The sequence below is a fragment of the Myxococcus sp. CA023 genome (genome assembly GCF_010998615.1).
Classification (GTDB): domain Bacteria; phylum Myxococcota; class Myxococcia; order Myxococcales; family Myxococcaceae; genus Myxococcus.
The window spans coordinates 1-22228 of sequence record NZ_JAAEAH010000067.1; the positions used below are offsets into that span (position 1 = coordinate 1).

Annotated in this window: 15 protein-coding genes and 1 CRISPR repeat array; of the genes, 4 read left to right on the top strand and 11 right to left on the bottom strand. The window is 69.1% G+C overall.

The window, feature by feature from the left end:
* The coding region (locus tag F8M74_RS38565) for a Tox-REase-5 domain-containing protein (RefSeq protein WP_301340604.1) at window positions 1-1424 on the top strand (1424 nt) is incomplete at its 5' end.
* Between the two features lie 13 nt (window positions 1425-1437).
* The gene (locus tag F8M74_RS26655) at window positions 1438-2163 is read left to right on the top strand and encodes an immunity 52 family protein (RefSeq protein ID WP_141255173.1); all 726 of its coding nucleotides are present in this window, start codon (window positions 1438-1440) and stop codon (window positions 2161-2163) included.
* A gap of 244 nt (window positions 2164-2407) precedes the next feature.
* A CRISPR array of direct repeats spans window positions 2408-5980; the repeat unit is 36 nt; unit sequence GTGCTCAACGCCTTCCGGCATCACGGCGAGCGGGAC.
* A gap of 285 nt (window positions 5981-6265) precedes the next feature.
* Here the strand turns inward: F8M74_RS26655 and cmr6 are convergent.
* From cmr6 to F8M74_RS26710, 11 genes are all read right to left on the bottom strand, one after another.
* On the bottom strand, window positions 6266-7339 hold the full coding sequence (cmr6, locus tag F8M74_RS26660) for a type III-B CRISPR module RAMP protein Cmr6 (protein ID WP_141255172.1): 1074 nt from the start codon (window positions 7337-7339) through the stop codon (window positions 6266-6268).
* Window positions 7332-7730 (bottom strand): type III-B CRISPR module-associated protein Cmr5, encoded by a 399-nt coding sequence (cmr5, locus tag F8M74_RS26665; protein WP_141255171.1) that lies wholly within the window; start codon window positions 7728-7730, stop codon window positions 7332-7334. The genes cmr6 and cmr5 overlap by 8 nt, the downstream gene beginning before the upstream one ends.
* Window positions 7727-8671 (bottom strand): type III-B CRISPR module RAMP protein Cmr4, encoded by a 945-nt coding sequence (gene cmr4 / locus F8M74_RS26670; protein ID WP_141255170.1) that lies wholly within the window; start codon window positions 8669-8671, stop codon window positions 7727-7729. The genes cmr5 and cmr4 overlap by 4 nt, the downstream gene beginning before the upstream one ends.
* Before the next feature lie 2 nt (window positions 8672-8673).
* Entirely contained in the window at window positions 8674-9882 is a 1209-nt protein-coding gene (locus tag F8M74_RS26675; RefSeq protein WP_141255169.1) for a type III-B CRISPR module-associated Cmr3 family protein, read from the bottom strand.
* On the bottom strand, window positions 9879-11663 hold the full coding sequence (gene cas10 / locus F8M74_RS26680; protein ID WP_141255168.1) for a type III-B CRISPR-associated protein Cas10/Cmr2: 1785 nt from the start codon (window positions 11661-11663) through the stop codon (window positions 9879-9881). The genes F8M74_RS26675 and cas10 overlap by 4 nt, the downstream gene beginning before the upstream one ends.
* Before the next feature lie 4 nt (window positions 11664-11667).
* Window positions 11668-13053, bottom strand: a complete 1386-nt coding sequence (locus F8M74_RS26685) for an RAMP superfamily CRISPR-associated protein (protein WP_228560367.1) — start codon at window positions 13051-13053, stop codon at window positions 11668-11670.
* Window positions 13054-13242: 189 nt separating this feature from the next.
* Window positions 13243-15072: an SAVED domain-containing protein gene (locus F8M74_RS26690; protein WP_141255166.1), complete on the bottom strand. Its 1830-nt coding sequence runs from the start codon at window positions 15070-15072 to the stop codon at window positions 13243-13245.
* Window positions 15073-15185: 113 nt separating this feature from the next.
* Window positions 15186-16049: a CBASS oligonucleotide cyclase gene (locus F8M74_RS26695; protein WP_141255165.1), complete on the bottom strand. Its 864-nt coding sequence runs from the start codon at window positions 16047-16049 to the stop codon at window positions 15186-15188.
* A gap of 92 nt (window positions 16050-16141) precedes the next feature.
* A complete protein-coding gene (locus F8M74_RS26700; protein ID WP_163884574.1) occupies window positions 16142-16990 on the bottom strand; it encodes a serine/threonine-protein kinase in 849 nt (282 codons plus the stop codon).
* Between the two features lie 16 nt (window positions 16991-17006).
* Entirely contained in the window at window positions 17007-17795 is a 789-nt protein-coding gene (locus F8M74_RS26705) for an RNA polymerase sigma factor (protein WP_141255164.1), read from the bottom strand.
* A 13-nt stretch (window positions 17796-17808) separates the two neighbouring features.
* Window positions 17809-21162, bottom strand: coding sequence for a protein kinase (locus tag F8M74_RS26710; RefSeq protein ID WP_141255163.1), 3354 nt, complete (start codon window positions 21160-21162; stop codon window positions 17809-17811).
* Window positions 21163-21357: 195 nt separating this feature from the next.
* Here F8M74_RS26710 and F8M74_RS38100 point away from each other — a divergent pair, with 195 nt between their 5' ends.
* Together F8M74_RS38100 and F8M74_RS38105 are read left to right on the top strand one after the other, a co-directional pair.
* Window positions 21358-21666, top strand: a complete 309-nt coding sequence (locus F8M74_RS38100) for a hypothetical protein (RefSeq protein ID WP_228560365.1) — start codon at window positions 21358-21360, stop codon at window positions 21664-21666.
* 42 nt (window positions 21667-21708) lie between these two features.
* Window positions 21709-22221 carry a hypothetical protein gene (locus tag F8M74_RS38105; RefSeq protein ID WP_228560363.1) on the top strand — a complete coding sequence of 171 codons (513 nt, stop codon included), beginning with the start codon at window positions 21709-21711 and terminating at the stop codon, window positions 22219-22221.
* Window positions 22222-22228 lie beyond the last annotated feature (7 nt).

A 22228-nucleotide genomic window follows, 5' to 3' on the forward strand; every position in this document is an offset into this window, starting at 1 on the left:
TCGCCTCGAATGCTTCGGCGACCCGGAACCACTCCTGCTTCTCCAACGGCTTCGACATACGCGCCAGGGACCATGGCGGCGACTCACCACTCAACGCCCCTCAGCACGTCGTTGGCCGGACGCTTACCTCGCGCGCGGGGATTGAGGAGCGAGACGCGCGCCCGATTTCAGGAGGCTCGCTGGCCCCAGCCCAGGCAGCGCGGCTGATGGAAGCGCTGTTGGGGAAGCCGGCGACGCTGGCTCAGTTCCCCTCACGCCTCGCGGTGGGCCACCTGCTGCGCAAGGCGCTGGAGGAGGGCGAGCTCTCGCGCGCCGAACTGCTGAGCCAGATTGAGCGCTTCTCCAGCGTGGCGGTGCTTCGGCCTGACGGCTGCCTTGCGTGGGTGCGCAGCGGGAAGACACAGCAGCGCGTGGCTCCTGTCGAATGGCAAGATGGTGGCTTCCGTGCCCACGGCTTCGAGCTGGGCCGTTTCTACGACGGACGCACGGGCGTCTACCGGCTGCTGGACAACGCTCTGCGAGAGGCGGATGGGCAACCGTTGACGGACGTCCACGACGACGCGGATTTTGTGGGGCGTACCCTGGACGGGGCCGAAGCGGCATTCGTGAAGCTGGCGCTCTCCGTAGGCCACTTCCTCACCTACCCGCTGGACAGCTTTGCGGCCCTCAAGAATCTGCCCGCTGGTGTGGCGGCGCTCATCGAGTCGTCGCCGGAATACTTCGAGCGCTTCCGTTACATGACGCGGGGCGAGCAGATTCAGGCCGTATCCGAATTGGCCACGAACCTCGTTCTCACAACCGGCACTGCTGCTGCCACGACGCGCACGGTGACAGGGGCTCTGGCGGGTGTTGAGGCCACGGTGCCTGTGTTGTCCTTGTCCGCGCAGGGAGCGCTGACCGTCGAGCGGGTAGCGGCACCCGTGGGGCGCGCGGCGTCGGTACTTGGGGGAGGTCCGGGAGCCGCCATCATCCTTCAGCGGGCTGGCACAGCGGAGAGTCAGACGGGGCCCGCCAAGGGGCCTGGACAGTGGGCACCGTCAAACGAGTCCATGTCACCGCGAGCGCGGCGATACCAGGAACAAATCACGGGACACTCCGCAGACGAGGCATACTGGGTGGGTGGCACCAGTGCGAAAGACGGAGGAGTGAAGTTCGATGGCTTCGAGATGGGCGTTCTGCTGGAAGCCAAGGGGGCGGGCTATGCCCAGTTCTTCGAGGGACTCGATCCAAGACGCTGGTTCAAGAATTCGGGCGCCACGGCGCTTGTCGAACAAGCCCAACGCCAGCTTCGCGCCGCTCGCGCCACTCACACTCCAATCCGGTGGCACGTCGCAGAGGAATCCGCCGCCAGTGCGATTCGGAAGCTGCTTGCCTCCTACGACGCATCTGGCATCGAGGTGGTGTTTACGCCCCCGGTAATGTGAGGAGCCTACGAACGTGGAGGAGACCTACTACGCTGGTGTTTATTGGGGATCTCGCAGGGAAAATGAGGGTGAGTGCGCCAAGCGCTTAGAGAACTTCCTAGAAGAGCTCCGCGCTACCGATCCAGCATTCACGCGATGGTTCCAACTTGGGAAATCACGCAAGGACGCGCTGAAACGACCGTTTGCGTTGAGTCACGCAGAGCTTGAGAAGCTCGTTCGACGTGGTCGAGATCGAGTGTTTGAGGACCTCGGATTTCGCATCCGTGGTTGGAATGGTGCAGATGAAGATCGGGATGCGGTTGACTTCGACATCCTCTGCGGTGGCTACACCGATGCGGTGAGCAACGTCTGTGTATTCGGGCTGCCTATCCGTGGAGCACACGCGGATCGCGTTCTCACTTCGCCTGTACTAGCCGACATCCTGCGAGCTACTGCTATCGCCTGGGAGCCTGACTGGGGAGTGGCCATCTCGCACGCTCACCGCGATATTGCTGAGGCTCGGCGCGTCCCGAAATCGCCATACGTCGGGTGGGTGACGTACCTGGCCCAGCACCGGGGGACAATTCCTCCCCTCCCCGCTCCGGTCCACATCGAACCCGTGGGAGACAAAGGGACCCTCATCGTCCTCACTCCCGAGCGCTTCACGGTCAGCAACCCAGAACACGTGGCACTTGCTGACCGCGTGCGTGAAGTGCTGGACGGCGCGGGGCTACTGGAGCCGCTCCAGCACCAATCGTAGGAACAAGAGGGGCCGAGCCATCCGCAACTCGGCCTCTCTCTAGGCGGGTTGAAGCCCATCTCTTTCAGGCCCCGCCATGTTGCACGTGTGTCGCATGCCCCTGCGGAGCGCGCTGGAACAGGGCGGGACGGCAGGGGATGTGGCGGGAGGTCGAATCCAACGCAGTCCAGGAGGTTGAGAGGAAAGGGCGCGATCCTGCTGGGGTTTCGCTCCTCCCGGGTACGGGTTCGACTCCCGCCCCTGGGTGCTCAACGCATTCCGGCATCACGGCGAGCGGGACCGCTGGCGGATGCTGCTTCCCGACTCCGTGATTTCACGTGCTCAACGCCTTCCGGCATCACGGCGAGCGGGACAACGGCAGAGCGCGTCGTGGATGACTTGGAAGGACGGTGCTCAACGCCTTCCGGCATCACGGCGAGCGGGACCCAGCACCACTCCGACTGCGCAGGACCGCGCCAACTAGTGCTCAACGCCTTCCGGCATCACGGCGAGCGGGACCGTTGCCTGACGGCGCGTTCCTCGCGGTTGAACGGTGCTCAACGCCTTCCGGCATCACGGCGAGCGGGACTTCACGCCCGCGCCTCCCGATGCCTGCTGGCCATGGGTGCTCAACGCCTTCCGGCATCACGGCGAGCGGGACGATAATCTCCCGCGCGGCGCGCAGCTCCTCTTCGTGCTCAACGCCTTCCGGCATCACGGCGAGCGGGACTTTCAACGAGCTGCCCCTCCCGTCCGACGTGGAGTCTGTGTGCTCAACGCCTTCCGGCATCACGGCGAGCGGGACGAGGTGGCTGCGATGCGGGGTGGCCTGGAGCGTATCGTGCTCAACGCCTTCCGGCATCACGGCGAGCGGGACAACTACGAGGTCCTGACAGAAAGACAAAAGCAGTGGTGCTCAACGCCTTCCGGCATCACGGCGAGCGGGACCCTTCAGTGTTGCCGTAAACAGCACCACCGTCAAGGGGTGCTCAACGCCTTCCGGCATCACGGCGAGCGGGACCCTTGTCGTTGCCCGTGAATTTCATGTGCTCCTTGTGCTCAACGCCTTCCGGCATCACGGCGAGCGGGACCGTCCTAGGCCACATCCACAGCAACAGAGGAGACGTATGTGCTCAACGCCTTCCGGCATCACGGCGAGCGGGACATCAACTCAGCGGGGCTTTCACCTCGGGGGTGAACGGTGCTCAACGCCTTCCGGCATCACGGCGAGCGGGACAGCGCACTCCTCATAGGTGCCCATGTTGAAATCAGGGAAGTGCTCAACGCCTTCCGGCATCACGGCGAGCGGGACGCGGCGGAGCAGTTGCCGACGACGTCGCCGCTCGAGTGCTCAACGCCTTCCGGCATCACGGCGAGCGGGACTCCGCTTGATGCGTATGGCGACGCTGAACAATACAGTGCTCAACGCCTTCCGGCATCACGGCGAGCGGGACTCGCCAATGACCCTAAGCTGCCGCTGCTTCGGGCGTGCTCAACGCCTTCCGGCATCACGGCGAGCGGGACCATCGCGCGGAACAGGCTGATGACCGGTGAGGACGTGTGCTCAACGCCTTCCGGCATCACGGCGAGCGGGACAGCTCCAGCGCGCGATGGACTTCCCCGCGGACTACCGGTGCTCAACGCCTTCCGGCATCACGGCGAGCGGGACTGGAACCAGAAGCTACCCATGGCCCAAGCGCCAACCGGTGCTCAACGACTTCCGGCATCACGGCGAGCGGGACGGTACAAGGCAATCCCTTACATTACGTACTCCGTCAGTGCTCAACGCCTTCCGGCATCACGGCGAGCGGGACGACAGCCTGACGTCGGAGTACTGCGCCAACTGCAAGTGCTCAACGCCTTCCGGCATCACGGCGAGCGGGACTTCCCGTCCTCGGGGATCGCGATGGCCACACGCACGTGCTCAACGCCTTCCGGCATCACGGCGAGCGGGACTGAAGCGCCCCGGCTGGAGCGTGAAGAGCCCTTGGCTGTGCTCAACGCCTTCCGGCATCACGGCGAGCGGGACCTTGGATTTTGAGAGGTGGAAACTCGCTAAGGGAGGGTGCTCAACGCCTTCCGGCATCACGGCGAGCGGGACACTCCCTCTGGGTCGTCGGCCCGAAGCCCTACGGCGGGTGCTCAACGCCTTCCGGCATCACGACGAGCGGGACCTACGTTGAGCCCGTTTACAGCGTCCTGGACTCGTGCTCAACGCCTTCCGGCATCACGGCGAGCGGGACCTCAATGACACCCAGGCCCGCAGCTACAGCCTCATTTACGTGCTCAACGCCTTCCGGCATCACGGCGAGCGGGACCTCAATACCCTCGTGCCGTTTCCCAACGGCACCAAGGACCTGTGCTCAACGCCTTCCGGCATCACGGCGAGCGGGACGCCGAGGCGGCGGCGCACCGTGCAGGGGAGAGCAGGCGCTAGTGCTCAACGCCTTCCGGCATCACGGCGAGCGGGACTAGACAGAGAGATGGCGGGGGTATGAGAAATCATTGAGTGCTCAACGCCTTCCGGCATCACGGCGAGCGGGACTGGAAGAGACACCGCCAGCGCACCACGACCAAGGAAGGCTGTGTGCTCAACGCCTTCCGGCATCACGGCGAGCGGGACACCGTCATACGCGACGACACCCAGCGACAGCCCATGTGCTCAACGCCTTCCGGCATCACGGCGAGCGGGACCTCGAAGAGCGCCTCCTTGGCGGCCATGTAGTGGTGCTCAACGCCTTCCGGCATCACGGCGAGCGGGACACCTGCTGGTGCACCCGGAGATGGGCATCTACTTAGGGTGCTCAACGCCTTCCGGCATCACGGCGAGCGGGACGACCTTGGCCAGCGCGCGCGGCCGCGGCCTTCTGCTTGTGCTCAACGCCTTCCGGCATCACGGCGAGCGGGACATGCAAGTTGCGCATCAGCCTCAGGACGTTTTGCACGTGTGCTCAACGCCTTCCGGCATCACGGCGAGCGGGACGCCCGGCGAGCTGGAGCGGGACGAATCCGGCCGGTGCTCAACGCCTTCCGGCATCACGGCGAGCGGGACCGTGCTCCTCGGCGCATCGACGCCCGCGCCGTACACGTGCTCAACGCCTTCCGGCATCACGGCGAGCGGGACGACCATGAGAGGTCAGAGAGGGCAGAGGCCAACAGTGCTCAACGCCTTCCGGCATCACGGCGAGCGGGACCATCTCACCTCGCAGCCGCCAGAGAGCACCATGAAGAAGGTGCTCAACGCCTTCCGGCATCACGGCGAGCGGGACCTCGGCGGCGAGCTGCGCATCTACCACGTGAAGCGGTGCTCAACGCCTTCCGGCATCACGGCGAGCGGGACCTACACGCTGATGGTCAGCGCAGCGATGGGCTATTAGTGCTCAACGCCTTCCGGCATCACGGCGAGCGGGACAAGGCCAATCCCCTCTCCACGGCGGTTGCCTCGACGTGCTCAACGCCTTCCGGCATCACGGCGAGCGGGACCGCATCAAACTGGCGTCCTGCGGCCCTATTACGAGTGCTCAACGCCTTCCGGCATCACGGCGAGCGGGACCGCAGGTCATCCAGGGTTCCCGTGTTCATGACCGTGAGGTGCTCAACGCCTTCCGGCATCACGGCGAGCGGGACCGCAAGTTCCGTGGGCGCTCGAAGCTGCTAGGCAGTGCTCAACGCCTTCCGGCATCACGGCGAGCGGGACTACAAAAGCATATGGCCTCACTTGCAGGGTGCCTAGTGCTCAACGCCTTCCGGCATCACGGCGAGCGGGACGCACCGCGCAGCCCACCTCCGTCTCCAAGGGCATGTGCTCAACGCCTTCCGGCATCACGGCGAGCGGGACTGCCCGTCTGAATCTCCCAGCAGTTCCGCCAACTTACCACCCCCCTTTTCAAGCACCTCCCCCGCTTTCGCCAGGGTTGTGCCTCCCGGACCCTACCCAGAAATCCGAACCCCATGGAATCACTCAGCTTTTCATCGATCATGCACCTATTCACCTGTCAAAGAGCCTCAACCCCACGAAACAACAGGGGAAATCGTCCATTTCGAGGGCGCGGGCCTCCGCCACGGCGAGGTGCTTGAATGTCATTCATCATACAGCGCCCCTACACGGGGGGGAGCAGGTCCCTCAGCGTCCCTCCACGTCCGTCCCCATCCGGGCGAGCAGCGCATCCCTTCGCGCTTCGAGCTTGGGGCTCTTGACGAGCGACCGCAGCGCCCTGGCCCCAGCGTCGCGAGCCTCGGGGGACAGGGAGACCAGCCGCGAAAGCCAATCCGTCTCGAAAACAGCCAACACCTGCTTCTGCTCCAGTTTGTCCGCGCGCCGGGCCTCCACCCACGCCAGGAACTCCGTCAGCGCCGGCGAGGCGCGAACGGGACGCCTCGGCGGCTGGATGGCGCAGGGCCCCTCCCGCACGAGCCTGCCGTACCCCGCCGCCGTCTTCCCGCCCACGCCCCAGTGCCGCAGCGCCTCGTCCAGCCGCCGCGCGGTCCACGCCAGGAAGTCCTCCGCCTGCGCGTCCGCCTCCGTGCCCGGCGCCAGGCTCAGCGCCACGAGGAATCGGCCTCCAGGGCGCACCGACAAGAAGGCCACGGGGTTGGGCGGCTCGTAATCGCTCGGCCACGCGGCCTTGCCGCCATACCAGCCGGGGTGATGGACCGTGAGCACGTCCCGGGCCAGGAACGACTGCGCGCGGTCCAGCCCCGTGACGCGCGAGCACGGCACCCACTGCGCGTCATGGAAGATAACTTCGCCCGCGTGGGCCTGCTCCGGCGCGCCGTCCTCCCCTGCCACGCCGAAGAGCCTCCGGCGCTCCTCCGCCGCGCCATCGCCGTACACCGCGCGCAGGTAGCCCGCGAGCACGCCCTTCAGCGACGAGCCCGGCACCACGGGCACGCCCCACGTATGGTGCAGCGTCAGCCCCACCCCGGTAGGTGACGCATTGCCATGCCCCACCAGCAGGCGGCTCACCGCGCGCGCCGTGAAGGTCGCCGTATAGGACTGCCGGAGCGCGTCCTCCCAGCGCTTGAACGCCTCCGCGTAGTCGTCCGGCTCGGGATGTTCCTCCAGCCGGGACAGCCATTGCTCCCAGGGGTCGGGCCGGACGTCGTGCCTCTTCTCCGGAGCATAGCGCTCGTACACGAGCCCCGCGTGCGCGCTCTTCGCAACCGCGCCCACCACACGGCGAAGGGCATCACGCATGACCGTGCTCCTCCTCGGTGAAGGTGGCCTGCACCGCGCGGCGGAACCACACCAGCAGCCGGAGCGACTCGCGCGTGGCCAGCATGTACGCGTCCAACTCCAGCGCGCGCACCGCGCCCGGCAAGCCCTTCTTCAGCGCCTCCGCGGACAGCCCCGGGAGCCGCGCCCGCTCCAGGCACCACTCCAGGTCCTTCAGCAAGCGCTCGGCGGCCGTGTTTCCGGCCTCCCGCTCCAGGAAGGCGAGCGCCGCCGCCAGCCCGTCGCGCAGCACCGTGGCGCCCAGGCCATTCACCCGGGGCTTGTAGTCCGCGCGCAGCGCCTGGCCCTCGACCTTCCGCACCCGCGCATAGGCATCGAGCGCGCGCTGCTGCTCCCGTGTCTGCCCCGTCATCGCCCACCTCGCGCGTCCGGAGCACGCCACGCCAGCAGCCGGCAACGCCCTCGCCCCACGGTGGCCTTGCCCCCCAGTTGAAGCACCGTGCCCTCGCCGCCGAACGCCGCATCCAGCACCGCGTCCGCCGCCAGCTTGCGCGGCGCCGAGTTGAAGGTGCCCGTGGCCCCCATCACCCCCACGAGCAGCGTCTCCGCGGGCAGGCTCTCCTCCGTCCAGAGCTGCCCCTTGGCCGCGGTTCCCGTGTCCGGGTCGATGCTCACGCGCGTATCCACCTGCGTGGCCGTCTCCCAGAGGAAGGACATCGTCTCGTCGTCTACCAGCACCAGCCGCTTCGTCAGCAGCGCGCGCTCCGCCTCCGGCAGCAGCCCGGCCAGCCCCTGGGCCCAGGTGTCCAGGGCCGCGTCACCCTCCGGCAGCACCGGCAGGTCCAGGTCCTCCAGGTACACGCGAGGCTCCGCCGTGCCGGCGCCGTACACGACGGCGCTGGCCTTCACCGAGGCCACGCGCGCGCGGCGCTGGGTCAGGGGCTCCACCTTCGGCCAGGCGCCCTCCTCCCCGCCCAGGTCCCGCCGCGCGAGCGCGAGCAGCAGGGGCGAGGTCACCAACGCGAAGGTGCCCACGAAGCTGCGCACCGGCAGGGCGAGCAGCCGCGCGTCCCCCACCACCAGCGCGCCCGCGTAGTCCCCGGGCTCGTCGCCCTCCGGGCCCGCCTTCGCCCGCCGAGGCCCGAAGACGGCGTCGTGCAGGCCACACGCGTCGCTCGACTTGTCACGAGGCCGCCGCAGCTCGCGCAGCACGCCCTTGAGGGACGAGCCCGGGACGAAGGGGATGCCCGTGGCCTTCAGCCGCGCCAGGGGCAGGTCGATGACACCCACGCTCTGTCCAGTGCCGACATGCAGCGGTGACAGCGCGTGAAGAAGATAGGGTCGGCTCTCCATGCTCAGGCTCCTTGTCCGTGACGGGGCGGTTGCCACACGCCGGGCAGCACCTGCCCCAGCGCCTCCGCGTGGCCGCCGCCCCAGGAGGCCAGCCACAGCTTGCACAGCTCATCGGCGGTGAAGTCCTCGCCGCCGAGCTTCTCGAAGAAGTAGACGGCGCCCGCGGGCACCCACCGCCGCGTGGCGCGGGGCTGGCGCCGCACCATGTCCCAGCCCGACACCTCCAGCGGCCGGGGCACCAGCGCGGCGCGCAGCACCACGGGCGCGTCGATGCACGGCAGCCGGCCCACATAGCGCGGCGGCATCCCGGCCACGCGCTCGAAGCCGTCAGGCAACCACCCGCGCTGGAACTCCGCGGGCGTGGCCAGCACCAGGCGCAGGCCGCGCGTCGCCCGGGCCAACCCCGCCGGCATGGCGAAGAGGTTCGAGTCCAACCGCTCCACGTCCGACAGGCGGCGCCGTCCGCCCAGCCCCAACGGGCCGTGAGGCAGCCCCTTCGCCGAGTCCGGCCACGCGCAGGACACGCCGAGCGCCCACTCCTCCAGCGTGAGGCGCCCCGCGTCCCGCGACTGGACGCGCAGCCACTCCACGACCTCGCGGGAGTGGAGCATCGAGTCCTGCGACGCCTGCGTCTCCACGTCGATGGCCAGGTGGATGTCCGTGCGCGGCGGCGGCGCCTCCCGCTCCAGCGCGAGCGAATCCGACGCGCCGCTCAGCCACGCCACCATCGTGGCTTCCGGCCAGAACAAGGGCGGCGCCAGGGGCTTGCCGCTCACGCTCCGGCGAGGGTGCCACAGCGCCTCACGGGCATCGTCCTCGTCCGGCCCCAGCGTCGCGGCGCCGCCGGGGTGGGGCTCCAAGCGCACCAGCCGCTCCGTGCCCGCCTCGTCAAGGACACGCACCGCGTCGGCGGGAGCGGGCCACATCCGGTGGGCCCGAGTGAAAGCCGGCTCGCCCAGCGCACGGCGCAGCGCGATGAAGCGCCGGAGCTCCACCCGCGCGGAGTCACGCTCCCACGTCTCCGGGGACAACGTGATGCCCTGGTCCGCCATGAGCTCATGGCCCCAGGCGGCGCGCAGAGCGCCTCTCACGGTGGTGGGCAAGGGCCACGGCAGCGAGTACCCACGCCCCACCTCCGAGGTGTACCAGCCCCGCCCGTCCTTGGCCGACAGCCCGTCGCGCGGCAGCAGCGCGAAGCACGCGTCACTCATCTCGCACCTTCCTTGTCCTGTGCTGAAGCAAGCCCGCGCCCCGCGCACGCGAAGGTGTGGGCGACCAGCAGCCGTGACGCCCAGCGATCCAGCGCGTCCTGCGGCGCCGTGGCCGAGGACAGCTCGAGCCCCACGTCCGCCGGGGTAAGCGGCTTGGGCGCGCGGCCCGCCTCGGCCCGGGCGAGGATGCGTCCGGCCTCGTCCCGCAAGACCTCGGCCAGCTCGGGCGCCGAGGCGGCGCCTGGGGGGAAGCGGCGAGCGAGGGCCGCCACCTCGTGGACCTTGCCCAACGGGAGCGGCAAGGCGTCCCGCGTGAGCAGCGCCATGTCCGCCTCCAAGCGCGCCACGGGGTCGGTGCCCCAAGGCGCCGTCCACAGCCGCTCACGGCCGGCGTGCTTCGCCACGAGGATGGCCAGTGCGTCGCGGCCCGCCCTCTTCGCGGCGGTCTCCGCGCGGCGCCCCAGGGCCAGCAGCTCGCCCAAGCTCTCCAGGACATGGCCGATGCCCAGCCCCACCGAGAGCGTGGGCACCTCGGCGCCCGTGCCCGCGAGCGCGCTCTCCAATGACGCACGGAAGGCGACCGCCAGCGCCCGGGCGCATGCGGGCGCGTCCATGGGCGTGACGAAGGCCAGCACGTCGTCCCCACCCGCGTAGACGAGCACGCCCCGGTGCTCCACCTCGACGATGGCCCGCGCCTTTCGGGTGAAGTCCGCGAGCGCCTGGGAGACACGCTGGTGCGCCAGATGTCCGTCGGACCGCGCCGCGAGCGACTCCAGCGCGCGCCCCATCCGGTCCCCGTCCGCCACCAGGCACGCCACGTAGGGGAACGGCTCCGCGTCCGCGCCCATGGCGTCCCGCAGTGGCGCCACGAACTCGCGGCCGAAGCTGGCGGCGGCCTGTCGGGGTTCGGGGATGGCGTACTCCTCGAAGTACGGCTGCCAGCGCTCGGGGAGCAGCAACTGGCCGTCGAAGGGGAAGGACTCCACCCAGGGGCGCTGCTTCACGCTCACGGATTGAAAGTCCCGCGCCCCGCACGCGGCACGGAGCCGGGCGAGCAGCTCCGGATGCCGCGTCCCTGCTACCTGGAGCCAGGCCGCCAGCCCGATGGAGGGCACGGGCACGAACTGGCCCGGCTGGCCTCCCGCGCGCTTGAGCACGCCGAGCGCATCCAGCTCCTCGCGAAGGCCAATGCGGAAGTCACGCCAGAGGTGGTCCGTCTGGCGCTCGCGGCGCAGCAGGGACGGACGGGCACCGTCGAGGCTCGACTTGTGCGTCCCCGCCGGTGGCCGCTGCTTCCACGGCGCGAACTCGCGAAGGCCCCGCCGGGACTCCAGGGCACGCTCGGCCTCCGCCAGCGCGGCGGCGTAGCCCATGGGCGTGTCCTCCACCAGAGCCCAGGCGGCGTGGACCTCCAGGAAGGTGTCCAGTTGCTCCGCGGCCACCGCCTCCGCGCCCGGGATGAGCATGGACTGACACCTGTTGAAGACGCGCTCCCACTCGGCCCGCAGCCGGGACTTCGCCGCCTCCCTGGCGCCCCGGGCCGCGTGCTCCGGCGCGTCCTCCACCAGGGCGACGACCTTGTTGGCCACCCCTGCGCGCGGATCACGCGCCTGGTCCGGATGCGGGAAGACGAGCGTGGCTCCAGACTCCAGCAGGGAGTCGGCCATGGCCCGGGCCAGGTTCGACAAGACCTGGCTGCCGTACCAGAGGTCCCGCGTGCGGCGAGCCTGCGCGATGTAGCCCTGCACCGGGCCCACCTTGAGAACGAGGACGTGTTTCATGGGCTCACGCTTCCTGGGCCTTGCGGGTTTCCTTCAGCCACATGAAGAAGGCGTCGCGCAGGTTGTCGGCGCGCTGGAGTGGCTTGAAGAGGGGCTGGTCGTCCTGGGCACGAAACGCGCGGGCGAAGGGCACGCGGGTGCGCGCGTCGGCCTCCTTGAACTGCGTCATGACGACCTGGCCACCACTGGGCGTTCCACGCTCCAGCCACAGGGCGATGGGCTCGAAGCGGCCATCCAAGAGCGGCAAGGCCTTGACGATGAGCGGCGATGCGAGCCGGTCCATCGGCTCCCACCGATTCCCCACTTGCCGCTCCCACTGGAGATGGACGTCGTCTGGCTCCTTGGGTTGGTAGTCGCCTCCCTCGCGCCGCTTCTGCTGGAAATGGAAGACAATGGGCAGCCCGAAGCCAGCGCGCGGCCAGGCCGGCGTCGCCGAGTGCTGTGGGCGCGGGGCGTGGACCTCTGGATAGGCATTGCCCGCGCGTCTGGATTGCCGGGACGGCCTCGCGAAGCGGCGAATCTTGTCGGCCTCGGGCCAGTTGGAGCGGCCCGCGCGCTTTCCCTCGCCAGGGCTCCTCGCCACGCCCAACGGGTCGGCGCTTCCGGAGGACGTAGGCTGCGTGCCCTGGCGAAAGTCACGCAGCCAGCCCAGCGCGGCCAGCCAGGCCTTTTCGCCGTCACGCGGCCTCGTGTTCGCGTCTCCCCGGAGGAGGTGCGCGCCCCTGAGCAAGGGCATGTCACAGGGATGCTCCGCCAGCTCGGGAGCGAAGAGCGGCACGTCTCCGAAGAGGCGCCTCAACGAAGCCCGGTCCGCCGAAGCTGGCAACCATTGGGCGATGTCGGGGGCCGAGGTCTCCAGACATACGGAGCCACAGCCGCGCCGGCCTCGCGAACCATACCCCCCGAACAGAATCCAGGCGCGGACCGCGTTGCGAACCTGCGCCATGGCGTCACCTTCGGGCGCGGTCACCTCCAGGTTGAATCGAAGCCCCGGCTTCCAGCGAGGGACATCCGCCTCGTCCTTCCCGTTGCGAGCCGGCCACAGCGCATAGGCGGGCGGGGCACCGAGGTCGATCTTCCCTGTGTCCGCGCCAGCGGGCTGGACCTCCGTCACCCGGACTTCCACCTGGGAGCGCCAGGCACGCGCGGCGGCGTCATCAGCCGCGCTCCTCGCCCGCCCCATGCCACCCCAGAGCTGGCGCTCCCGAAGCGCCAGCTCCTCCGCGCCCACTGTTCCCCGCGCGACGTAGGCATGGCCATACAGCGCGCGCCACCAGAAGCGCAGATGCCCGCGCACGGTGGGGACGCGGATGATGTCCACGGAAGGAAGCTCAGGGCTCCGCGCCACCGGCCCGCCCCCCAGGATGGGCGTGACAGTCTTCAGCGCCAACGTGAAGGACTCCAACCTCGGCGCCGAGGCGGAGCGCCGGCGCAAGTGGCTGGCTTCTGTTGAAGGAGGTTCAGGCAGGTCCAACGAGGACATGGCGCTCCCTTGTCAGGGGTTGGAGCAACATCGTGAGCGAGGTGGGTGAGGACACACGGTGAGCACCAGACCCACCGTGTCGTTCCAGGCGCGCGGCTACCGCGCGCCCGTCCTCCGGGCGGCGAGCAACTCCGGGTGCCTGTCGAAGAGGCGCTCGAAGAGCAGCCGCACGCGGTCCTGGAGCGCCTCGCGGGAAGGCGCCTCCCAATCACGAAGCGCCTGGAGCAGGACCTCCACCCAGGCGCGCGCGTTGTCCATGCGCACCAGCCGGTGCCGGAAGTAGAGCGCCAGCATCACCTCCTCGCGCGAGTCCTCCAGCGACAACCGGACCCGCTGCTGGAAGTAGCTCTCGTGCGGGTCGCGGAAGGCAGGCAGGCCTACCAGCTCCACCGTCACCCGCTCCAGTTCCTCCCGCACCTCGGCGTCCGGAGAGCGCAGCGCGAGCACCGAGAACCGGCACGCGTGGAAGAGCCAGATGAGGTAGCGGCGCAGCCTCCGCTCGGCGAGCTCCCGTACGGGGCGCTCGGGCTCGAAGACGCGCAGAATCTCCAGCGAGTTCCAGACGATGGACTCGAGCGTCTTCACCTGCCCCACGTCCTTCACGGTGCCGCCCTGCTTGGCCTTGCGCCACGCCAGCGCTACCTCGATGCCCACCGCATCCGCGTCATAGTCAGCGGCCTCCAACACGATGCCGGCCTGGCCGATGCCCCCGTAGTTGTAGGACGTCAGCCCGCCCTGGCGGACGTGGTAGGCCTCGTGGATGAGGAACAGCCGCAGGCACTCCTTCCAGTCCTCTTGCGACTGGAGCCGCCCACGCAGCGCCGAGAGCCCCAGCAGCAGCTCCCAGCCGAGCTTCCACTTCCCCGCCCCATGGCGGAAGAGCGGCGTGCGCTCGTAGGCGGGCTCGTCCTCGATTTCACTGCGCAGGTAGGCCTGCCCGTCGAGGTGCTCGACGAAGGGCTGCTGCTCGGGCTCCTTGAGCCAGGCGACCAGCTCCGTGTGGACCCGCTGAACCTCCCGGAGCACCCGCGTGGCGTTGAGCTTGTCATCCGCCGTGGGAACCCGTGGCGCCACTTCGCGGCGAGCCCGGATGACATGAACCCTGTCATAGACCTGCCGGTCCGCGTTGAAGTGGAGGAGCGTCAAGGGATGCTGCGTGGTCGGATTGACGACCGTCCCCAACGCCGCCGCGAAGCTGATGGGCGCGTCGATGGCCAGGACCACGGACTCGGCGCCATCCAGCAGCTCATGCAGCTTGTCGAGCACCTCCCGGAACTGCGCCGCCGCGCGAGCCACCTGCCCCGGATTCTGGACCGCAGTGGGGGACGGCCCCGCCACGGGACGGAGGCAGAGCGTCGTCAGGATGGACGCCTCCGGCAGCCACGCCGACACCTTTGAGCGGACATTGTCCCGGATGGCGCGCGTCACCTCGACGACCAGCAGGACATGGCCCCGCCCACCCTGACGACCGATGGGGAGCCCCTCCACCTGGAAGAAGTCGTCCGTCGCGGGCGCGGTCATCCGGTCATACCCCAGCGACCAGGTGCCATCCTGCGCCTGCTGATAGACGCAGACGGGCCGGCGCGGCAGCCGCGAAGCCAGCTCGAGCATCAGCGCCAGGGGCGCGCAGCCGAAGATGTGAACGGGGAGGTGGTCCAGGTGCAGCTCCGCCTCCCGCTTGAGGAGCGCCGCCGCGAAACGCTCGTGCTCGCTGAAGGCCTCGCCCCACTCCTGCCCCGGGAGGCCCCGGGCGGCCCGGGCCGGGTCGTGCGGGTGCAGGACGACGGAGGCCACGTCGCGGTCCCCCTCCAGGCCGTACCGAATCAGGGTGTCCCGTGCCGTGGCCTCGACGACGGGCCGGTCCTGCTCGTAGCGCACGATGAGCGCGCGCGACCTCGGGGTGATGGGGATGTCCTCGCTCCGCATGTCCGCTCCTGGAAGGGGCTTCACAAAAGAAGACGCCCAAACGCGCTGGAGCCCATCGCGGCGCCGTTCACTTTCTGGGCACCCACCGCGCCATGACGCGCGGCGCCCGGGCGTCAGCGGTACCGGTACGCCTCGCCGAAGAGCTCCCGGAGCCGCTGGTGGGCCTGCTCCGGGCGCGTGTCGCGCTCGCTCAGCGCGAGCCGCACCGTCCTGGCCGCGCCCTGGAGCGCATTGCGCGCGGCCGTCCGCTGCCCACCTGTCATCCGCTCGTCCACGTCCTTGCCGAACCCGGCGGGGTCACGGACCGGCTGCTCCACGCGGTTCGCCAGGAAGGCGAAAAGCGTCTCGAGCCCCTCCAGGTAGCCCACGGGCGCCCGGGAGAACGCCTCGTAGCCCATCACCTCCAGATGGAATGACCCCAGGAGACGGAGGTCATGCTCGCGCTTCCAGTGCTTCACGGCCTTGATGAGCGGCTTGAGCTTCTTGCCCGCCCGCTCGTTCGCCGCGGTGCTCAGCTCCTTGTGGATTCGCGGGTTGGTGCGAATCCACTGCCCCGAGTTCCGCTCGGGGATGAGGAAGTGGTCCTGGGAGGGGTGCTGATAGGCGGGGACCACATCGAACTCGATGCCGGTCCCGGTGAACCCCAGGTGCACCGAGTGCTGCTGGAGGATGGCGAGCTCCTTGTTCGGCCAGGCGGCGTGCAGCGCCTGACGCACCCGCTTGAGCGCCGCGTCGGGCGTCTCCGGCGATGTGGACGATGCCCGCCCCACCACCGTGAAGATGTCGATGTCATGCAGCGGCCGGATGGCGGTGCTCCGACTGTAGGAGCCCGACAAAAAGGAGGTCTCACAGCCAGCGAGCCTCCGGCTCAGCTCCTCGCGCACCAGGGTGTGCTGCCTGCTGACCTCGTTCCGCTGCCCCTCCGTCAGCTCCAGTGAGCTGATGAACCGCTCCAATGCCTCACCTACGCTCCACATGGTCGCGCCTCCTGCTCCGTCTTCCTCAGAGGACGCTCCCGGCGCGGAAAAGGCATCGCTGCCGGCGTGATTTCCAGGTGGGCGCGGCGCGCTCAGGCCGGACCAGCGGTCAGCGCGAGCACCTCCGCCAGGGGAGGACGCCGCCCAGCCTCCTTGTCGAGCATCCGCGCGACCATCGCGACGGTGGCCCCAGGCGCGGTGGCCTCCAGCCGGTGAATGGGGGGAGGGTCCAGCATGTGGCGGAACATCAGCTCGTGCTCGGCCTCGCCAGGGAATGGGAGCGCACCCGCCAGCATCTGGAACCAGAGGACGCCCAGGGCATAGACGTCCACCTCGGGCCCCACCCGTTTGGGGCTCGTCCACTGCTCGGGCGCCATGTAATGCCGGCTCCCCAGCAGGGCCTCCTCCGCCGTCGACAGCGGCAGACCGGGGTCGATGTCCCCGGTGTCACCGACCCGCTTGGCGAGCCCGAGGTCCGAGAGCCGGACGTCCAGCGCGCCGAGGCTGTCACAGGCGAGGAGCACATTCGCCGGCTTCAGGTCCCGGTGAATCCATCCTTCGGCGTGAAGCAGGGACAGCGCCTCCGCGAGCTGATGGACGACCCGCGCGCAATCAGGGACCGCGAAGCGGCCTCCCGCGGCAGCCAGCCCCTGCTCCAGGTCTCGCGGCAGCCACTCCAGGACCAGGAACGGGTGCCGCTCATCAATGAGGCCGAAGGCCAGCGCGCGCACCAGGTGGGCGTGTCTCAAGGCGAGGAGCGACTTCGCCTCCTGGAGGAAGCGCGCCACCATCTCCGCGTGAACGCCCCACCGGGCCGCGAGCACCTTGATGGCGACCGGCCCTCCCCGGGTGTCGCGGCCTTCGTAGACGTCGCTCGTCGCCCCCACCGCGATCCGGCGTTCGATGCGGTACCCCCCCGCTTGAGTCCCTGGAGGCAACATGGCTGGCGTGCTCCACTCAAGGACTGGTGGCGGGCTTGTACGCACGCAGCCGCGTCACGAACTCCAGGACCTCGCGCAGTTGACCGGCGCAGGATGGGTACTCCGCGATGAAGTCCTCCAGGTCCAGCGGCGCTCCTGCCGCGTCCCGTCGGCGGAAATAGGTCTCCAGCGCGGCGCTCACCTCGGACTCATCCTGGAGGGGGCTCCCGTCTTCCCGCATCTGCCGCCGCAACGTGCTCATGCCCCGCTGAAGCAGCGACGACACGGCGGCATGCGACTTCGTCATCCGCTGCGCGGCCTCCTCGACGGTGAGCTCAAGCAACCAGCAGAGCCTGAAGGCCTCACGCTGCTCCAGCGGCAGGAGCCCGAACATCGACAGCAGCCTCCGCCATTCTTCTCGACGGGCGGTGAACTGGCTGGGCGTCCGCTCCTCGGAGGCAATGGCCTCGACCGCCTCTCCGTCGGGGGCCCTCCCCCCGGGGACGTGCTGCGCATCCCGCGCCTCCGCGCGGAGGACGTCCTGTGACTGCGTGAAGACGACTTTCTTGAGCCAGGCGAACCATTCGCCCTCCGTCTGGCCACGAAAGGACGACAGCTTCTCGAAGGCACGCAAGGCGGACAGTTGGAAGATGTCCGACGGGCGCGTGGCCCCCTGGAGCCCCAAGGCGGGGCTCTTGGCCGAGTGCCGCTCCAATGCCTTCCAACTCCTCCGGAACAACGCGTCCATCGCCGCGTGCTCGCCGGTCCGCGCCCGCTGGAGCAGGTCCTCGAACGACGCCTCATCATCAGTGGAAAGCGGAATCATCACGTCCCCCTCGCTACGGACTCGCGTCTTCACAGGTGAGGGCCTGGAAGCGCACATCCTCCGGGTCCTGCGCCAGGAATCGCCTCACCAGGGTACACCGTCCCTCACGGGATTCCGCACGCGGGGCGTCCAGGCCCAGGGCGGCGGACACCTCCTCGCGCCCCTGAAGCGCGCTGGCGGCCATGAGGGCATAGCGCTTGTTGGGGGGCTCGCCATCCAGCAACGCCTGTCCCCACCGCTGCGCCTCCGCGTAGCGAGCCTCGGCCTCCCGGAGGCGCCCCGCCGCCGCGAGGAGGTGCCCCTCCGCGACCAGGGCCCTCCCCAACGGCCAGAGATAGAACGCCTCACCGCCCCGGGCTGCGCGCGCGTTCCGCGAAAGCCGTGACGCGCGAGCCACCACCGCCTCGGCCTCCCCCAGCGCGCCTTCCTTGACGGCCAGCTCACCGCGCTGCGACAGGACCACCGAGAGCAACGCCTCGTTATAGGGGTCGCTGTTCTGGGCGTGCAACGAGATGGCGCGGTCCAGGAGCGCCGCGGCCTCGCGGACGCGCCCCTCCGCCCAGCGGAGTTCCGCGAGTTCGGACAGGCTCACCGCGAGGCTGCGCCGGATGTCGATGGCCTCCTCCCCGACCTGGGGCTGAGCCTCCATGTGCCGCAACGAGGCCAGCAGGTGCGCATCCGCCCGCTCCCACTGCCCACGCGCCATGGCGACCTTACCCAGCTTGGAGTCATTGAGCGCGAGCTGCCATTGCAGGTCGTCATCGGCGAGCCCCTCCACCATCATGCGGCGAGCCTCGGAGAACTGCCGCTCCGCAGCGGCGAGAGAGCCGGAGTAGTAGGCCGCGTCCCCCATCCGGTGCGCGACGCGGACGCTCGCAAGCCGGACTGGACGCTGGGCCCGCTCGTCCATCGACAACGCCGTCAAGGACTCGTCCAACTTCGTGAGCATGGCCCGACGGATGTTCAGCGTGTGCGCGAGCCGGCTCAGGTCCCAATCCGCATCCGCGGAGATGCGGTCGGCCACCTCGACGAGGTGCTGGAGGTTCTCCTGCGCGTGTCGCCGCTCCTGCTCGGCTCTGAGCGCGTAGAAGAGGATGGCCAGGCTCGCGAGCGCCGCCAGCCCCATGAGGAGCCACCGGGCACGGATGCGGCGGCGTGAGAGCCACTCCGCCGCACGGAGGAAGTCCTTCGCGCGAGGACTGAGGGCGGGGGCGTCCCAACGGCCCGGCGAGTCGAACCCGCGCCGGTAGTGCTCCAGCAACGTCCCGGTGGGGAGCCCCTCCAACGGCCTGTGCGCCTGCTCCCACGCATTCGCGACACCCTCCAGGTCCGACTGCCGCTCCAACAGGACGCGCTCCTGCTCCAGCCAGGACACGAGCGATGGCACCCGGTGCAACAAGGTCTCATGCACCAACTCCACGCGCTGGCGGGACGGGTCGTGCTCTCCGGAGAGCACGACGAGCCGGAGCCCGGACGGCTCCGCCGGGGACTGTCCCAAGGGGATTCCGGACAATCGGTGCAGCACCTGCTCAGCCAAGGCGTCGTCGCCCGCCGCCGCGAGGACGCCCTTCCGGGAACGGGGCCGCCGGGTATCCGCCGTGCCACGCCCCACCTGCACCAGTTCCAGGAGGAGCCACTTCGCGCGCTGCTTTCCCTCCTCCCCCAGGCGCTCCAGCAGCGCCTCCGCGTCGAGGGCCAACGCCCCACCGACGCCCCCCAGCCGCTCGTAGTGCTCGTGCGTCAGCGGAGCGCCGCCGCTGAGCATCCACATGCGTTGCAAGGTATGTCCCAGCAGAGGGAGTCGCCCGCCCTCGCTCCGGACATCCTGCACCATCCGCTCGGCGAGCCCCTCGCTGAGCCGCAGCCTCGCGCGGCCCGCCATCCCCTGGACGACCTGCGAGAGGGCCTCGTCCCCCATGGGCAGCAGCGGAAAGCGCGCCGCGGAGTGGAGGTGGTGCGGGAGCGAAGGCATCTGCTCGAGCCGGTGGATGAAGTCGCTGCGCAGGCTCGTGAAGAGCCGCAGCGGCGTCTCGGGCGCGGCCAGCGCGGCCGAGAGCAAGGCATCCACTGTCACCAGTTCGGCGCTGCCCAACGTGAACAACTCCTCCATCGGCTCCAGGACCAGGAGGAGGCGGAACTCGCTGGGTGTATGCTCCGTGACGAAATCGTGGAGCGCGACCGGCCCGCGCCGAAGGGAGGCCTCAAGGGCGTCGCGACGTTCGGTGACACCAACGGCCGCATACGCGGCGACGAGCGCCTCCGCGAGGTGGCGCAGCGGCGTGTCGGAAGGCCGCATGGTGGCGATGAGCCACCGCGGCCCCTCCTCGGAGGGCAGCGCCTTCACCCCCGGCAGCAGCGCGGCCTGAATGAGCGAGGACTTCCCGACCCCGCTCGGCCCCTCCAGTTGCACCCAGCGCCGGGTGCTCAGACGCGCCTCCTCCAGGCGCTCCAGCAGCCCGCGCGCCTCCACCTGCCGGCCGAAGAAGAGCTCCGCGTGCGCCTCCGTGAAGGGCGCGAGGCCAGGGACCGGACACTCGTCCGCGTCCAGCGCCCAGGCGCGCTCGAACACGGCGCGGCAACGCGACATGTCGGGGCGTGCCGCGGGTTGTTTCTCCAGCATGTCCGCGATGAACGAGGCAAGCGCGGAGGGCACGGCCGGCGCGAACTGCTTCAAGGGAGGCGGCGGCTCACGCTGATGCGCGGAAATGACCAGCACCGACTCCTTCGCGTCAAAGGGAGGACGGCCCGCGAGCAGCTCGAAGAGGACCACTCCCAATGCATAGACATCCGCGGCCCCATCTACCTTCGCGGCGCTCAGGAGTTGCTCCGGGGCCATGTAACGAAACGTCCCGATGAGCGTGGCCTCGTGCGTGTGGACCTGCGTGGCCAGCAGGTCCGCCTGTCCCTCCGGGACCTTGGCGATGCCGAAGTCCAGGAGCTTCACGCGATGGTCAGCGGCCAGCGAGGGGGCCGGACACAGGAAGATATTCTCTGGCTTCAAGTCCCGGTGGACGATGCCCTGGGCATGAACGTCCACCATGGTGGCGGCGATCTGCGCGCAGATGGCCAGGGCGGATGACAAGGGAATGCGCGCCTGGGCTTGCATCCATTGCCGGAGCGACTGGCCCTCCAGATACTCCATGGCCAGATAGGCCGTGTCGTCGACCTGGTCGCAATCGAGGATGCGAACGACCCCCGCGTGCTTGAGCAGGGCCAGCGCTCGTGCCTCTTGAAGAAAGCGCGCGACGCGCTGTGGCTCCTTCGCCGCGGAAGAGGACAGCACCTTCAAGGCCACCTGGCCGCCCATGCGCTCATGGTCAGCCGCGAAGACCTGCCCCATGCCACCACTGCCGAGCAGGTGCCGCAAGCGATAGGGCCCAATCTGAGTTGGAATGGACTGAGTCAAGACAACGAGAGCCTGCGCCGCATGGGCATTCCCAGTCCAGCCCTTGACACCTCTGGATTCGCGCTCAATTCGGAAACCAAGCCAGGGTCTTCCGCGCCCCGCCTGTACTGACGAAGGAACCCATGTCAGCCCCTACCTCTAGGGTCGCCACACTTCATGACCACCGTCTTCGACCTCATCCTGCGCAGGCTGGTGCAAGGCCATCCCGAGCAACTGCTGCTGCTCCTCTTCGGTGACCAACACCCAGCCTTCATCAGGATGGCGGATTCCAGCCTTCCACAGTCCGAGCGGCGCGCGGACACGGTCATGGTCGTGGAAGCCCATGGAGCGCGCTTCGCGGTGGACGTTGAAATCCAGGCTCAGGCAGACCCGCATTTCGCGGCGCGACTTCTGGACTACACAGTCCGCATCCACCGCCGGGAAAAACTGCCCGTGCTTCCCGTGGCGATCTACCTCATGCCATAGGCAGAGGGCACGCCCCCTCCCTATGGCTTCGACTGCGGGGACATGCGCGTCCTCACCTTCGACTTCCAGGTGGTCCGCCTTTGGGAAGTAGACTACCTCCAGCCGGCCTTACGAGCGGCCACCGCCCTGCTTCCCCTGTCTGTCCTGGAATCGAGCGCGGGTCCCGAACGAATCGCCTGGGCGGAGTCCCGCATCCGTCGGGCGCCGAGCCTTTCGTCGGAGGAACGCTTAGACTTGCTCGTGGTACTTGGCACCCTGGCTTCCCGCCGCTTCGGAGATAAGCCGCTCAGCAGATTCTTGAGGGACATCATGCTGGATTCACCGTTCTGGGAAGAGCAACGCGCACAGGAGAGAAAACGGGTCGAGGTGCGCGAGCGCCTCGAGACGCTGTTGACCTTCGCCAATGCACGCGGAATTCCCCAGCCGCCCGACGCCGAGGAACGCCTCTCCCAGCTCGGCGCATCGTCACTGAAAGCCCTCGTCACCCAGGCCGTGACCGACCCAGACACCGCGGCCACCGAGCTGCGCGCCGTCCTCACGGCGCCGAAGCACTGACCGAGCT